Raw genomic sequence first — 14,952 nt, 5'->3', positions numbered from 1 at the left:
CCAAATTCGGTTTTGAGATCCCCTTGATTCTTCAGTCCGCGGAGGCGGACTTTGTATGTGTAGAAGCGATTTCAATCGCCGATTCAATCGCCGATCGATGGAGGGTAACGAACCCGAATTTGGTATTACCAATCCTCATGGGGTAAGGACATAAATTGCATCTTTGCCAAGACTGGATCTAGTTCAGAGGATTCTTCAGAATAGACTTGATTTAGTTTGCTCAAAATTCGATCGCGGTTGTGTCGCCGCACATACGCCTGCAATGCTTTTGTATAAAGCTCACTGCGTGATAATCCTAACTGATTAGCCAAAGCCTCGGCTTCTTCAAAAACTAAATCTGGAAGTGAAATTGCAGTTTTCATAGTTTCCCCTGCTATCACGGTGACATCATAATATTGATGATAGCACAGAAGAACGACCTCAATCTACTCTTTAAGACTTGCCATCAGAACAGCTATGAAATTTAATCGTTTTGGAAAATACCCGATCGCATTTATGTTAGTGTTGCTATGTGCGATCGGTCTGCACCATCCCATATTTGTCCGCGCAACGGAGTCGCCACAAGTGCAAATTACTCAACCAGAATCAAACCAGATCGCACCTGAAAGTGTTTTCATGAGTCAACTTCCCAGTTGGGCGCGGCTGGTTGACATCCGCACCGTCAATCGCAACATTCGACTCGATATCCGCTACGCCACTACTAACAATTTCTTGAAACGAAAACTTTATACAGTAGCAAAATGTGCTTTGAGAAGTTCTGTTGCTCAAAAATTAGCCCTAGTTCAAACAGATTTAGAAAAAATCGGATTGGGTTTGAAAGTTTACGATTGCTACAGGCCTTTTTCTGTGACTAAGCAAATGTGGGAGTTTTTGCCAGATCCGAATTATGTGGCTAATCCTGCTAGGGGTTCGCGACACAATCGCGGTGCGGCAGTGGATTTGACTTTAGTCGATCGCACTGGCAAAGAATTAGAGATGCCAACGCCCTATGACGATTTTACCAAAAAAGCTCACAGAGATTACAACGGTGGCAGCGCTCAATCTCGGAAAAATCGTCAAACGCTTGAAGATGCGATGAAAAAACAGGGATTTATCGGGATAAGCACAGAATGGTGGCACTTTGATTCGGAAGATTGGCAGAAATTTGCGATTTTAGATGTGTCGCTTTCTGAAATTCCTTAATTAGCTAAGACGGCGGTTAAAACCGCGTCTACACAAACTAAGACGGCGGTTAAAACCGCGTCTACACAAAGGAAGTCCGCCTCCGCGGACTGAAGAAGCTAACGTAATTTTCACCGCCCACTCTTCAACCGGCGTCCGGCTTGTTTTGTCTGTATAGACGCGGTTTCAACCGCCCGGTATTCTTGGGAATTTATCGGACTCGCACATAAAATTCGTATTCATAGCCACGGAAATTTGAGTCTAGTTGAAATGTGTAATTTCCAGTAACAGGGATTTTGCCCGTCCACTCAGTTTTCTTGCCTTGTGTATTCGGATCTTCTACTAAAAGTTTGCCACTAGGAGTGATAATTTGTGGGAAAACATCTTTCCGATTCTTAACCGTCATTGTTTGATTTTTAGCAGCCCGAATCTTGTAAGAATGAGTTCCACCGCCGATAATTCGACCTTTGACTATCGCTTCATCTCCCCCAGTCAAAAAATTAATCTGCTGGTTGACATTAGAACAACTGCTTTCGGTGCGATTTTTGGCAATCCAACCGGGCGGTTCGGTAATTCGCAGCCAACCATTTTGTTCTTCTGCGATGGAAACAAAGGTATTATTTTTCAGTTTTCCTACTATTTTGCTGTCGTTTACTTGCGGGTGCGATCGCACATTCAGCGGTGGATTCGGATCGCTAACTACAGCCATACTGATTTTACAGCCGGAATTGGGCGGTGTGACAACTACTGGGGCAACTTTTTGCTGCGAGAATCCAGCGATTAGCGGTGGTTGAAGTGCGGCACTTTTGGCTGGTTGAGGTTGAGATTTGGGGGCTTCCGCAGGCTGGGTTTCTACTTGCAGAGGTTCTGCTGGTTCAGATTCGGGGTTGTTCGCCGGAAGGAGTGAAATCTCGTTTCTGACTGCTGCTGGGGATTCTGGAAGGGCTACATTGGATTGTTGAATCGCACCCGACTGTATAGTTGCAGCAGCTACACCCACGGCTGTGGCTAGCCCTGCTAAGCCTGTAATGATGATTTGAGTAGAAGTAAATGGCATAAAAACCTCCTCTGTATTTATACTGATATTTTTGGTTGCGGAATTGACGCGATCGCCAGTCAAGTTATAGGGAAAATACGTAATTAGGCGGATTTATCAAGATTTTTCCGGGAAATTCGGGGCGACCACCATTGGATTTATAGTGAAAATACTTAATCAGGGCTCATGTTTCCGGATGAGTTCCTAAAATTTAACATTCATGATTGTCACAATAATTTTAGTCCGTCTATACTTGACACCTGTAGTGATGGTACTGTTGCTCTGAGCCAATTGTGTTCAACTCTAGCAACGTAAGCATCCAGCGCGAGGTGCAGTAGACCTCTTGCAAAAGTCCTTTTAATCAAATTTTGGGACGGGCTAGAAGCCCATCCCACAAGAAAAAAGATTTTTGTGGGATGGCTTTGAGCAGCGTCCTAACTATTTTTGCAAGAAGTCTAGTTTATTAGTTGTCATGTCAAGATTTATTCCTTTCCAATTACAACCACCTCGCGATCGACTGCTTTCGGAGGTGAAGCAGGAAGCCGAAGCCGGCCGATCGCAATCCTTGCATACTGCTGTGCTGGCTAACCTCAGCCAAGATTCGCAGCCTGTCGGTGTTAGCCGCTGTTGGGATGTGGAAGTGAAAGCGGGAAATCGTCCAAGTTTTCGGCTTCCAGCCAAAGCTAGCATTTCTCAAGTGTTCGATCGCACCAACGGCAAATTAGTCATTTTGGGAGCGACGGGTGCCGGCAAAACCACGACGCTGCTAGAATTGGCTCTGGTGTTAGTTTCGCGCGCCGAACAAGATCCTAATTTACCAATACCCGTGCTGTTTGAACTGAGATCGTGGAAAGCAGAATCTGGGGCGATCGCAGATTGGTTAATTGTTCAGCTTCAGTACAAATACGGCATCTCAACCACTGTCGGCAAAAAATGGCTTGCCGAACAAAAATTGCTACCTCTCCTCGACGGTTTGGACGAAGTAGAAACCCACCGCCAAGATATCTGCATTCAAGCAATCAATCAGTTTCTTGAAAGCGAATTGCAACCCAAACATTTAGTAGCTTGCAGCAGTTTTGAAGTCTACAAAAACTGCCAAACTAGATTTAAACTGCAAGCAGCAGTTTTGCTGAAACCTCTGACCGAAACTCAAATTCAAAATTATCTTCTAGAAGCCAGAAGCCGCGAACTTTGGTACAGCATAGAGAAAGAGCCGGAGTTGTTAAAATTAGCAAAAACTCCCTTATTATTGAGCATGATGGCTTTGGCTTACGATGATATTTTAATCGAATCTTGGAAGCGGATAACTTCCACAGAAGAACAGCGCAAATATCTGTTAACTGCCTACATCCGCCACCAAATGACTGGGGAAGTCAAGCAGTATCCCAGAGGAAAGGAACTGCGGCCAGAACAAATTCGCAAATGGCTGGGATGGTTGGCGAGAAAGATGGAACAGCAAGGAATTCAAGAATTTTACCTCGATCGCATCTCGTCGAGTTGGCTGCAAACAGGCGAGGAGCAGCGCAAGTATCAGTTTGGAGTTAAGCTGGTTGGCGGGCTGATTTGGGTAATTTTGGGAGCAATTGCCACCCTAGTCTCCGGCTCGATTTGGGGATTGATTGCGGGTGCTGTGGCTGCGGTAATTAGTGCTGTGTTGCCACCAATTCCGGCGATTGACAGTTTGATATTGCGCCTCGTGCTGTGGTCTAGCGGTCATATTCCTTGGGATTACCAGCGTTTTCTGGATGCTGCGGGCGATCGACTGTTACTGCAAAAAACGGGCGATCGACGTTATCGATTTATTCACGATTTATTGCAGAAGCATTTTGCTGAGATATAAATGTAGTAGCTTGACAAAAACAAATATAATAGATGTAACTGTGAAGGAGAGCTAAATACCCGATCGCCAAATATTCGACAAGCAAAAGGAAACTAAAACTCAATGACTGTAAAATTCATTCTGAGTGAATACGTCGATCGAGCAATGACTGAGGCTATGTATGACAAACTTGAAGATCGTAGCTTTGTCGGCAAAATTCCTGTTTGCAAGGGAGTCATCGCCTTTGGCTCAACTTTAAAAGAGTGTCAAAATGAGTTGCGATCCACTTTGGAAGACTGGATTTTGCTAGGGTTAAAATTGCGACATCGTTTGCCCGTAATTGACAATATTGATTTAAATCAGGAGCCTAGCCTTGAGCCGTTGGACACCTTGTAAGCGTCGAGAATTTATCAAATTTTGGGACGGGCTAGAAGCCCATCCCACAAGAAAAAAGATTTTTGTGGGATGGGCTTCTAGCCCGTCCTAACTATTTTTGCAAGAGGTCTAATACTGATAAACCTGATTTCCAATCCTAACTCTGTTGCCTAAGAGAAATTTGTATCCGGCTTGCTTTAGAGTAAAAGATTTGTATCTTCTAACTTTCTTGAATCCCGGCGGTCTTACTCCCTTTTTATTGTGCTTAAAGAATAGTTGATAGGCTTTCTCGATGCGTTGACAGATATCCTGAACGGCCTGAGAGCCTAGTCGTTGCCAGAAAGGTTTACGCTTCCGTAGTTTAGCTATATGAGCTTGAAGTTTAGAGCAGTTTAAGTGTTTTCCCCACATTCTGTAGTACCTTTTATGTAGGGCAATACAGTGGTTATAGATCACTCCGGCGGCGTTAATTGACCGCTTGAGAAATCTATTCCGCTTATGTTGATACAGCTTAAACTTCAGGGTTTTCATGTTGGCATTTTATCGCGGATTCAGGAGAATCCCAAGAAAAATTAAGAAAAGTTAAGAAAAAGCCGTCCTAGAAGGACGGGGCTTTAGACCCAATTTCTCGGTAAGAAACATATAAAAAATCTGGGACTGGAACCCAATCTCGCCCCATTCTGGTTAATTTAACTGCCCATTCTACACCAATTTCTCCCCGTTCTTCACCCCACTGTTCGAGAATTTTTATCAGGCTTCTGGTGAGGCGAGAATGAAATTTTTTCGGTGACATCTTCGGTACTGCTTGATTGTCAACAAGTTCGTAGGTTATATCTCCTTCTCCTTCGGGGAGACTGAGAAACTCTTCCAGAGTTAGTTCAGTTTTTGTCTGGAACATAATATTCCTCTGCTGTGAGCGGGGGAATTCCCGCCTGTCTAGTTAACTTAAATATTGATTGACATAATACAAATATTATGATATATGTTGGCCAAATCTCCAGTCTTAACTGCCAAATGTACGATCGCATCCTCACCGACACCCCCAAAAGGTTAAGATTCTAATCTGACCTCCTGCAATCATTGCTTCACCTCCTATGGCAGAAACCCTATTGTTCAACGCCCTCCGCGAGGCGCTAGACGAAGAAATGGCCCGCGACTCCTCTGTATTCGTACTCGGCGAAGACGTAGGTCAATACGGTGGTTCCTATAAAGTCACCAAAGACCTCTACGAAAAATATGGCGAGCTCCGAGTCCTCGATACCCCGATCGCCGAAAATAGCTTTACAGGCATGGCAGTAGGCGCAGCAATGACGGGATTGCGGCCGATCATCGAAGGCATGAACATGGGCTTTTTGCTCCTCGCCTTCAACCAAATCTCCAACAACGCCGGAATGCTGCGCTACACCTCCGGCGGCAACTTCAAAATGCCGATGGTAATTCGCGGCCCAGGCGGCGTGGGCCGACAACTCGGCGCCGAACACTCCCAGCGGTTAGAAGCCTATTTCCAAGCAGTACCGGGTTTGAAAATTGTCGCCTGTTCGACTCCCTACAACGCCAAAGGACTCTTAAAATCAGCAATCCGCGACGATAACCCGGTGCTGTTTTTCGAGCACGTTTTGCTTTACAACCTTAAGGAAAATTTGCCAGACACAGAATATTTAGTGCCGTTAGATAAAGCGGAAATTGTGCGATCGGGCAAAGATGTCACCATCTTGACATATTCGCGGATGCGCCACCACGTCCTGCAAGCCTTGCCGGCACTCATGAAAGAAGGTTTCGATCCAGAAGTAATCGACCTAATTTCTCTCAAACCCCTCGACATGGACACCATCGGCGAATCTATTCGCAAAACTCACAAAGTAATTATTGTAGAGGAGTGCATGAAAACCGGAGGCATCGGCGCTGAATTAATTGCCTCAATTTGCGATCGATATTTTGACGAACTTGACGCACCAGTTTTGCGGCTGTCTTCACAAGATATTCCCACACCTTACAACGGTAATTTGGAAAGATTGACAATTGTCCAGCCAAACCAAATTGTCGAAGCTGTCCAAAAAATGGTAGGTTTGCGAGTATAAATAGTCAGTTGACAGTTGATAGTTGACAGTTGATAGTTGACAGTTGATAGCTGCCCTTACCAATTACCAATTGCGAATTACCAATTACCACTGCCAACTAATTACTGTCCCTGGTAAACTGCCAACTACCTCAACCGTGCAGGAATCCACAGTCTCACCAACTGTCAACTGTCAACTGTCAACTACTATAAGTATGCAAAAACAACGTTCATTATTAGCCCTAATTTTTGTTTTGATCGTAGCCGCTATTACTGTGATAGCAACAATTCCGACGCGGCTGGGATTAGACTTGCAAGGAGGATCGCAACTCACAATTCAGGTGAAAACTACCAAAGATATCCCGAAAATTGAAGAGCGGGATCTAGAAGCAGTGAGGCGAATTATCGAAAACCGAGTTAATGGTTTGGGAGTCTCCGAATCAGTTGTACAAACCGTAGGCAGCGATCAAATTCTGGTTCAGTTGCCTGGAGTAAGCGATCCGCAACAAGCGGAACGGGTACTCGGCGGTACGGCACAGCTAGATTTTCGGCGCGAGACACCGCAAGAAGGAGCTTTTTTGAAGGTTAGGAAAGAGGAACTTGCTGGAATGCTGGGAAAGCAGCAGGAGTTGCAGGCAAAAGGAGATGCTAAGGCGATCGCAGACAACCAAGCTGCGATCGACAAAAAGAATCAGGACATTAAACAGCTTACCGCCAACCTTTACGAACGTACCGAGATCACCGGCAAAAACCTCAAAGATGCTTTCGCCACATCCAATTCCTTAGGCAACACCTATGCTGTAGCGCTACGGTTCGATACTGAGGGGGCCCAAAAGTTTGCCGAATTGACCAAAAGCATTGCTGGTACAAACCTCACCCTAGGCATTTTTGTAGATAACGAACTCATTAGTGCTGCGACTGTTAGCGATCAGTACAAACAAACAGGTATCACAGGCGGTAATGTCGAAATTTCGGGCAACTTTACAGCACAGAAGGCTAATGACTTGGCGGTGCAATTGCGCGGGGGTGCTTTGCCCGTGCCTGTCGTAATTATTGAAAACCGCACAGTAGGTGCCAGCTTGGGACGAGACAGCATTCAAAGCAGTATTAATGCAGGCATCGGTGGCTTGACTTTAGTCTTGATTTTCATGGTTGGCTACTATCGACTCCCCGGCGTAATTGCCAATATTGCTCTGTTAATTTATGCTTTGTTAACTTGGGCCGCTTTCGTGCTGTTGGGGGTGACATTAACGTTGCCAGGAATTGCTGGTTTTGTGCTCAGCATCGGGATGGCCGTGGATGCTAACGTGTTGATTTTTGAGCGCACGCGGGAAGAGTTGCGGGCGGGGAAGACGCTTTATCGATCGGTAGAATCAGGTTTTTACCGCGCTTTTTCCAGCATTTTAGACGGCAACGTAACTACACTGATTGCTTGTGCTGCTTTGTTCTGGTTGGGGGCTGGTTTAGTCAAAGGGTTTGCTGTAACGCTGGCCTTGGGCGTCGCAGTGAGTATGTTTACTGCTCTTACTTGCAGTCGCACTCTAATGTTGGTAGTCTTGGGCTTTCCCAAATTACGCAAACCCGAGTGGTTTTGTCCCGGTTTGTCGAAAACAGTTAATAGCTAATAGCTAGTAGGTAATGGGTAATGGGTAATTGGTAATCGATAAGATTGGCTAAGTAAAAATTGCTAAAAATCAGTTGTAAATTAATTCGCAATTCGCAATTACCAATTTCCAACTCGCAATTACCGATTACCGATTACCGATTACCGATTCCCAATTCCCAATTCCCAATTCCCGCGAAATTATGCAATTCAGTGTTATCAAACAGCGATCGATCTGGTGGAGTCTTTCCGCCGCTATAATCCTTGCAGGTATAGTGTCGATGGCGATTTCTTGGACTCGTCCCGACATCCGCGCACCGCTGCGCCCCAGTTTGGACTTTATCGGCGGCACTCGGCTGCAATTTGAACTCGACTGCACGAAACCGGAAAATTGTAAACCCATCGATATTGCTGCTGTCCGCCAAGTCCTCGACACCCAAGGTTTGGCCGGCAGCAGCATTCAAGTTATCGGCAAAGAACAGCGCGGTTTGTCCCTGCGGACTAAAACTTTGGATGTCGAACAGCGGACTAAGTTGCAAACAGCTTTGAGCGAGAAAATAGGCGCTTTTGCTCCTCAATCTATTCAAATTGATACGGTTGGCCCTACTCTCGGCAAACAGTTATTTACTTCCGGCTTGCTAGCTTTGTTCCTTTCTTTTGCTGGCATTACTCTTTATCTGACGTTTCGATTTCAGTTAGATTATGCCTTTTTTGCTTTTGTTGCTTTGTTTCACGATGTCTTAATTACCCTGGGCATTTTCTCAATGTTGGGTTTGGCTATAGGAGTGGAAGTTGACAGTTTATTTGTGGTTGCGCTCTTGACAATTATCGGTTTTTCTGTTAACGATACAGTGGTAATTTACGATCGCGTGCGGGAAGTAATCAAGCTAAATCCCGGACAGTCGATCGATCAAATTGTCGATGATGCCGTCATGCAGACTCTGGGAAGGTCAATTAACACGACGATGACGACGCTGCTGACCTTGTTTTCCATCTTTTTGTTTGGCGGCGAAACCCTCAAATACTTTGCTTTAGCCTTGATTGTCGGCTTTATTGCTGGTGCATATTCCAGTATTTTCATTGCTAGCACGCTGCTAGCTTGGTGGCGCAGTCGTACAGGCAAATCCATCGCCGTCCCCGCAGAAGGAATTAACCCATCAGAAGAAGTTTAACGATTGTTGGTCATCAGTCATTAGCGATCGAGCTGTTGACTGGTGTTATTGTAACCGCGCCAAGACGGTTAGGACGTTCTCGCGTTGCAATTTCCCCATGCGGTCGATTGCAACTTCGGTCTTCCTTCTTCCTTCTTCCTTCTTCCTTCTTCCTTCTGCCATGACTAATGACCCAAATTTTCAAATTGAAGTCCAAAGGCTTCACAAACTAACAGTTTACGGCCGCTGGTTAACTGTGATATTGCTGTGGATTAGCGTCGGTTCTTTGAGCATTTGGAGTTTGCGTCACGAAATCGATTTGTGGTTAGAAAACTTTACTTGGGCGGCGGTGCGCTACGGTTTATATTTTCACCGCTGGCCCACTCTCGGTTTGGGTATATGTTTGGCGATGACTTTAGCAGTGCTAACTTGGCACAGTCGCAACATTGTGCGAGGATTGCCCCTGCGGGAAAAACAGGGTTTGGAACAACAAGTGCGCCGCATTCGCCAACAGGGGCCGAGTCATGTTTTGTGGAAGTGGGTTTGCAAAGGTAGTCCGTAGTCAGTTGACAGTTGACAGTTGACAGTTGACAGTTGACAGTTGACAGTTGTCATGAGTGCTGTCCCCGCTCGCTTTCGAGCTAGTGCTGTCCCCGATCGCGAACAGCAGTCATCAGGCAAACCGAGGTAACATATGTGGTGGGGAAAACTGTTGAAGTGGAATCTCGATCGCAAATTCAGTTCCTTTTTCCGGTTCGGAAAAGCACTTCAATTCGCCACCGTGCTGATTGACAACAATTTCATAGCTAATTGACAATCCCAAGCCCGTTCCTTTGCCCACAGGCTTTGTGGTAAAGAAAGGGTCAAACAACCGCTTCCGAACATCTTCTGTCATCCCCGGGCCGTTGTCAGAAATCTTAATTATTACCTTTTTGCCCTCGACTAACTCCGTGCGAATCAGAATCGCAGGCATCAGATGGCTAGAATTAGAAATTGAAGATTGAGTGTTTGTACGGGAATTATTTTGATAGCCTGCTTGCGAATTTTTCTGGGTTTTCCCATCGACATTTTCGTGTTTGTTCCACTCAACAAGAGCGTAAATGGCATTAACCAAAATATTCATAAATACCTGATTTAGCTGTCCGGGATAGCACTGCACCAGCGGCAATTTGCTATATTCTTTGTGAATTGCGATCGCCTCCAGTCCTGGTTTCCCTTTAAGCTGGCTTTGCAAAAGCATAATTGTGTTGTTGATACCGTCGTGAATGTTGACCTGCTTCATTTGGGCTTCGTCTAACCTGCAAAAATTCCGCAGCGACAAAACGATATCGCGCACCCTTTCTGCACCTTGCTGCATTGAATCAAACACTTTGGGTAAGTCTTCCAGCAAATAATCGAGTTCGATGTTTTCTGATTCCGCTTCAATTTCTGGGATAGATTCGGGACAGTGCTGCCGGTACAGAGAAAGCATCCGCATTAAACCTTCGGTATACTCTTTAGCGTGGTGCAAATTGCTGTAGATAAAGCCGATGGGATTGTTGATTTCGTGAGCAACTCCTGCTACTAACTGCCCCAAAGAAGACATTTTCTCTGTTTGAATTAGTTGAGTTTGAGTGCGCTGAAGTTCCAGGAGGGCAAGTTCGAGCTGTTGGGCTTGATGTCTCAATTGTGCTTGGGATTCCCGCATCGCCACGGTTGCTAACTCGTGAATCTGCAACTGAGAAAGCAGTAGTTGGTGAACGTCTAAAAGTTGGTAATTGTCCGGCTCTACCTGCACTACAATGGGTTCGTGGATTAGTTCGGGCGATCGCTCTAGAGACTGCCGTACTGCCTTCATAATAGAGGTTTTGCGATCGAGAACCAAGATATCAGTTTTAGTAAAGCGGTACAGGATGAACAAAGGCTGTTGAGAAAATAACTCCAAGCTGTAGGGGCGACTCATGTGTTCAAAAAAACGTCGGCGCGAAATCATCCCTGCAAACTTTCCTTTCTCAGTAATGATGATGCCGGGAAGTAAAGGATTAGATTGAAAAATTTTAGTAACTTCGCCACCCAGACACTCTGACTCCAGGAGAAAGTTGTACAGGGTTAATTCCTCTAGAGTCGATCGCAAACCGAGCGGCGATTTCAGGGGACTTACCCCATCAGTTTCATACACTGCTCCCTCCTTTGGTAATTGGCAGTTGCTGTTGGCTGCTGGAGTATTGCGTACTATTTGCACTGCTTTTTCTACTCTTTTGATAGCTTGGCAATCAACTCTACTCGGCTCGCTCCAATCGAGTTAATTTAGCATGATTTTTTTCTTTAATCGTGCTGTTGTCACCCGAAACGATATAGCAGGTTAGATTAATTTAACAGTAGATACCTTTGCAACCTGACTACTTAGTAAGTTTAATCTATCCCAAATTCTACTAACCAGAATCTAGCACTTATCACTAGCTTGAATGTTTCATAACATGAATTTGGTTCAGATTGATAGACATCCGCGATCTGGGCGAGGACATTTGCTATTACCCCTTACCTAAAATTATATGACAATCCAGAAAAGAGTAGCGACAAATCTGGAGCCGATCGCCCGCCCTGACAATTCAACCGCAACCTGTTTCTGCTAATTGGCACAAAATGTCAATTGTCAGTTTTTTCGCACAAATGCCGATCGCTCTCAACACCCGGATTGTATTGCAGGTAGTCTCCTAGCCAGCGACAGCCGACGGCGAGCAATGTGTCAAGTTCGGCACCTTCTACTTTAGCAGGATCGAGACTCCAAAGCTTCACCGACCCATCTTTCCCGGCAGATGCTAAAGTTTTGCGATCGGCACTAAAACTCACACTCCACACATCCGCTTGATGTGCCCTAAAAGTTTGCAGCAAAGTCCCGTCGCGGCGCCAAAGTCTCACATTGCCGTCAGTGCTGCCCCCTGCCAGCAACTTGCTGTCTTTACTCCAACTGACATTACCCAAAGCTGCTGTAGAATCGAGAGTTTTGAGCAACTTGCCGTCAGTATTCCAAACTTTCACCTTCCAATCGTGACTAGCTGAAGCAATCCTCTCACCGTCTGGCGAGAAATTGCAGCCCCACACTTCATCTCCGTGTCCCAAAAGAGTTTTCTCAAGTCGAAACAGTGTTTTCCCGCTGCGTTTCCAAAGTTTGACAGTTCGATCTTGACTGGTGGAAGCCAACATATTACCGTCGGGACTGAACCTGACTGATGTAACAGGTCTAGTATGTCCTTTTAAAGTATGCAGCAAAACACCGCCTGCATTCCAAATTTTAATAGTTTTATCCGAACTTGCAGTAGCAATTAGTTGAGAATCATGGCTAAAACTTGCACTCCAAACTAAATCTTGATGTCCTTTCAAAACTTGCTGCAAAGTTCCGTCGCGGCGCCAAATTCTGACAGTTTTGTCAAAACTTGTAGAAGCAACTAACTGACTGTCAGGACTAAAAACTACCTCAGTAATTGACTCGGTGTGTCCAGGCAAACTCAAAATTAACTTACCGTTAGGCTGAAAGAAATTCACCAACAATTCGTCAGTCGCACTCACAATCAACTTGCCATCCGGGCTGAAATTAGCCGTGTGTCCCTTAAGCAAACGATTGCGTTCTCTAACTGCATTTACCGTTCGGTGCAGTATATTTAGTGTCTGTGCTTTCAGCGTTGGGGAAACTTCTATCTCTCGCATTTTTTTGCCAGCACTGACTGCTGCGATTAAAGCTCCTAGCTGATCGTAGCTTAGGGAAATATCGGCGGTAGAATTGAGTGCTTCTATGTGGGTAATTATTGCTTGTCTTTTTTGATTTTCAGCTTTCTGGGCTACTCGCTGCACCTGCACGAGCACGCTACCAGAGATAGCAGAAATTACAGCGAGTGCAAACAAACTAAATTGGACTGTTCGCTTGGCTTTTTGCTGAGCTTTAGTCAAAACTAAATTTGCTTCGGTTAATATTTGCGAAGCTGCTTTTTCTAGTTCCAAAGCTCTTTGAACTTCCAGATTTTCTTGTTCTTGGCTAGCCGAGAGGAATTGATAATCGCGATCGCTCAAACTTTTGTCAGCCGCCCAGATTAAGGCTTCTGCGAGAGCTCTGCCTTGCAGCAAGCGGGAAGCGTCTGTGTGGTTGGAGGCTTCCCAAGCGCAGATAGACTCGGAGTAAGGCAGGAGCTTTGCTAATTCTTGGTGTATCCATTCCCGATTAAAAACAGACGCATAAATTTGGTTGTAAACTCTCAGTTTTCCTCCATCTTGGACGATTAAACCTGACAGTAAAAGTTCCATTTTTTGGGAACTGTATTTAGCTAAATTATATTGAGCAATCGACTCTTTTGCGGTATTTTCTGCGCCGTTTGGCAGAGTCATATCTGCTAAGATTTGTTGGTAAAGTCCTAGCAAACGGCCGATGCGCTCTTGATTTCTCAGGAGGCGATCGCGAATTGTCTTGAGATGTTCGGGTTCGTCTTGAAATTCCCAGTTTTCTACGGTGCTAGACTGCACTAATTCGGCAATAAATAATTGACAGTTGGCTGGGCTATGGCAATCGCGGCTGGTTTCTGCTGCTAACTTCTGGGCAGTTAATTGACAAAGTTTTTGAGTAAGGAATGGCTGTCCTCCAGTCCAAGCTAAGATTTCTTTGAGAATTTCGTGGGAATTATCGATTTTTTCTGGCCATCCTCTGACTAAAGGTGTGGCTTCGGCAAGATCGAATCCTTTGAGTTCAATGGCGCGGCCGATATTAAACGGAGTTCGGGTTTTGTCAGAGATCAAATCTTGAGGAGTCGCTACTCCAAATAAGGCAAAAGTCAGGCGGTTGTATTCGGGATTTTCGGCGCGTTTGTTGTAGCAGCCGCGCACCCAGGCAAAAAAGTCGTCGCTGGAGAAGTTCAGGGAGAGAATGCTGTCAATTTCGTCGATAAAAATTACGATATTGCGATCGATCGCCGGAAGCAATACTTGTTCGATAAATTCATTTAATCTGACGGCTGGTGGCAAGTCTTCTCGATCGCGCCACCAAGTCTTGACATTCATTTTAATTTTAAAGCTATTGGCGAGAGTGGCTGTAAAACCCGCGTACCACTGGACGGGAGTTATTTGAGCCGTGCCAATTCCTGTGATGTCAACAATTGAGCAGGCAATATTTTCTGCTTGTAAGCGGCGCGCTGTTTGCACCCGCAGACTCGATTTTCCCATTTGTCGGGAGGTGAGCACGTAGCAAAAATTACCTGCTTTTAACGATTCGTAAAGTTCGCTATCTGCTGCTCTGGTGACGTAGGTAAGAGCATTCGCCTGCAAACTGCCACCAACTTGATATGCAAATTCTGTCGCTGCCAAATCGGACACGGGAAATAAAGGGGAAGCAGAAGGAAGAAATTCTATTTTAGCCGACTTTGCGCCAAGCTCAACTTCAATTTGAGATAATTGGTTTGGTTTCGATAATATTTCGATCATAATTACTACTGCTTCCCCTTTATTTTAAGCAATTCTCATTAGAAACTCTAGGATGTTCATGGGAGGAACCTCGGGAGGCCGGGTTTTGTGGGGCGATCGCAGTGACTTGGATAAAAATGACTGTTGAGGAAAGTAAGCGAGGATTTCCATGTGCGGTTTGCCGAACTAGATGTGTTAAATCTATACACGGCGGGGCGATCGCACTTTCAGTACAATGTCAGTATTTCAACCTCTACATCCGCTGAGTCTGAATATACAAGGTGTGAAAGTAGCTCTAATCCTGTGGCTGTCTCGCTCTGAGGTTGTTCG

Annotated in this window: 12 protein-coding genes; 7 read left to right on the top strand and 5 right to left on the bottom strand. The window is 45.3% G+C overall.

Features of this window, described 5'->3' with window-relative positions; all coding sequences use genetic code 11:
• Positions 1-125: 125 nt before the first annotated feature.
• Positions 126-362: a hypothetical protein gene (locus tag JGK36_RS25560; RefSeq protein WP_293193207.1), complete on the bottom strand. Its 237-nt coding sequence runs from the start codon at positions 360-362 to the stop codon at positions 126-128.
• 94 nt (positions 363-456) lie between these two features.
• Between JGK36_RS25560 and JGK36_RS25555 the strand changes: the two genes are divergently transcribed.
• The gene (locus tag JGK36_RS25555; RefSeq protein WP_293197257.1) at positions 457-1,182 is read left to right on the top strand and encodes a M15 family metallopeptidase; all 726 of its coding nucleotides are present in this window, start codon (positions 457-459) and stop codon (positions 1,180-1,182) included.
• 190 nt (positions 1,183-1,372) lie between these two features.
• Here the strand turns inward: JGK36_RS25555 and JGK36_RS25550 are convergent, their stop codons facing one another.
• Positions 1,373-2,218: an SH3 domain-containing protein gene (locus JGK36_RS25550; protein WP_293197259.1), complete on the bottom strand. Its 846-nt coding sequence runs from the start codon at positions 2,216-2,218 to the stop codon at positions 1,373-1,375.
• A gap of 388 nt (positions 2,219-2,606) precedes the next feature.
• On the opposite strand from JGK36_RS25550, the gene JGK36_RS25545 reads away from it, so the two are divergent.
• Both JGK36_RS25545 and JGK36_RS25540 read left to right on the top strand, forming a co-directional pair.
• Positions 2,607-4,037, top strand: a complete 1,431-nt coding sequence (locus JGK36_RS25545) for an NACHT domain-containing NTPase (RefSeq protein ID WP_293197261.1) — start codon at positions 2,607-2,609, stop codon at positions 4,035-4,037.
• Between the two features lie 102 nt (positions 4,038-4,139).
• Positions 4,140-4,412, top strand: coding sequence for a type II toxin-antitoxin system HicB family antitoxin (locus JGK36_RS25540; protein WP_293179584.1), 273 nt, complete (start codon positions 4,140-4,142; stop codon positions 4,410-4,412).
• A gap of 577 nt (positions 4,413-4,989) precedes the next feature.
• Here JGK36_RS25540 and JGK36_RS25535 read toward each other — a convergent pair.
• Positions 4,990-5,289, bottom strand: coding sequence for a Uma2 family endonuclease (locus JGK36_RS25535; protein WP_293193210.1), 300 nt, complete (start codon positions 5,287-5,289; stop codon positions 4,990-4,992).
• Positions 5,290-5,485: 196 nt separating this feature from the next.
• On the opposite strand from JGK36_RS25535, the gene JGK36_RS25530 reads away from it, so the two are divergent.
• The 4 genes from JGK36_RS25530 (at position 5,486) to JGK36_RS25515 (ending at position 9,763) form a co-directional block, all read left to right on the top strand.
• Positions 5,486-6,469, top strand: a complete 984-nt coding sequence (locus JGK36_RS25530) for an alpha-ketoacid dehydrogenase subunit beta (RefSeq protein ID WP_293193211.1) — start codon at positions 5,486-5,488, stop codon at positions 6,467-6,469.
• Positions 6,470-6,662: 193 nt separating this feature from the next.
• A complete protein-coding gene (secD, locus tag JGK36_RS25525; RefSeq protein WP_293179803.1) occupies positions 6,663-8,072 on the top strand; it encodes a protein translocase subunit SecD in 1,410 nt (469 codons plus the stop codon).
• A 181-nt stretch (positions 8,073-8,253) separates the two neighbouring features.
• On the top strand, positions 8,254-9,222 hold the full coding sequence (secF, locus tag JGK36_RS25520) for a protein translocase subunit SecF (RefSeq protein WP_293179572.1): 969 nt from the start codon (positions 8,254-8,256) through the stop codon (positions 9,220-9,222).
• Positions 9,223-9,382: 160 nt separating this feature from the next.
• Positions 9,383-9,763 carry a hypothetical protein gene (locus JGK36_RS25515; RefSeq protein ID WP_293197263.1) on the top strand — a complete coding sequence of 127 codons (381 nt, stop codon included), beginning with the start codon at positions 9,383-9,385 and terminating at the stop codon, positions 9,761-9,763.
• A gap of 111 nt (positions 9,764-9,874) precedes the next feature.
• Here the strand turns inward: JGK36_RS25515 and JGK36_RS25510 are convergent, their stop codons facing one another.
• Together JGK36_RS25510 and JGK36_RS25505 are read right to left on the bottom strand one after the other, a co-directional pair.
• Positions 9,875-11,422, bottom strand: a complete 1,548-nt coding sequence (locus JGK36_RS25510) for an ATP-binding protein (RefSeq protein WP_293179566.1) — start codon at positions 11,420-11,422, stop codon at positions 9,875-9,877.
• A 404-nt stretch (positions 11,423-11,826) separates the two neighbouring features.
• Positions 11,827-14,643, bottom strand: coding sequence for an AAA-like domain-containing protein (locus tag JGK36_RS25505; RefSeq protein ID WP_293197265.1), 2,817 nt, complete (start codon positions 14,641-14,643; stop codon positions 11,827-11,829).
• Positions 14,644-14,952 lie beyond the last annotated feature (309 nt).

Source organism: Microcoleus sp. PH2017_35_SFW_U_B, from assembly GCF_020737865.1.
In the GTDB taxonomy this organism is placed as follows: Bacteria; Cyanobacteriota; Cyanobacteriia; order Cyanobacteriales; family Microcoleaceae; genus Microcoleus.
This window is presented reverse-complemented; position numbering and strand designations above follow the sequence as displayed.